The sequence below is a fragment of the Mesorhizobium sp. M7A.F.Ca.US.005.03.2.1 genome, assembly GCF_003997795.1.
In the GTDB taxonomy this organism is placed as follows: Bacteria; Pseudomonadota; Alphaproteobacteria; order Rhizobiales; family Rhizobiaceae; genus Mesorhizobium; species Mesorhizobium ciceri.
Genome location: NZ_RZRP01001574.1, coordinates 1 through 521 on the forward strand (window position 1 = coordinate 1; position 521 = coordinate 521).

Here is a 521-nt window from a genome sequence, read left to right on the forward strand (position 1 = left end):
CCCTATCGGACCGCTGTCGGCGCCATTCCGGGGCAACTTGCCCGTATCGACAGCTTGACCGCCCCCGACGACCAGTTCGTCCAGCCGATCAACCACATCAAGGACGCGCTTTCGCAAAAGCAGGCTGAACTGGCCGAGACGATTGCCCTGTACGACCAGGGCAATGCGACGAAAGCGCTGGATCTGATTCGCAGCGGCCAGGGCAAGGCAGTCATGGACGAAATCCGAACCAGCATGGATACGGTCCGACGCATCAGCGCCGCAGCCGTCGCCGCGCGCGACGCGCATACCGACCAGGTCGAGACCTGGCTACGCATCGGTTCGGTGGCGGCACTGCTGGCGATCTTCCTGCTTGCCGGCTACGCGATCAGGGAATCGCGCCGCCGCTTCCTTGAGGTGGTCGTCGCCCAGGAGGAGTTGGTGCGCAAGAACGTCGCGCTCGGCAGTGAGATCGAGACACGTGAAAAGGCAGAATCCCAGATCCGCCAGATGCACAAGATGGAGGCGGTCGGCCAGCTTAC

At 63.3% G+C, this 521-nt stretch carries 1 protein-coding gene; it reads left to right on the forward strand.

Going from position 1 to position 521, the window contains the following annotated elements; translation table 11 throughout:
* Positions 1-521, forward strand: a 521-nt coding sequence (locus tag EN991_RS39220; RefSeq protein WP_206519380.1) for a CHASE3 domain-containing protein, incomplete at both ends; no start/stop codon positions are given.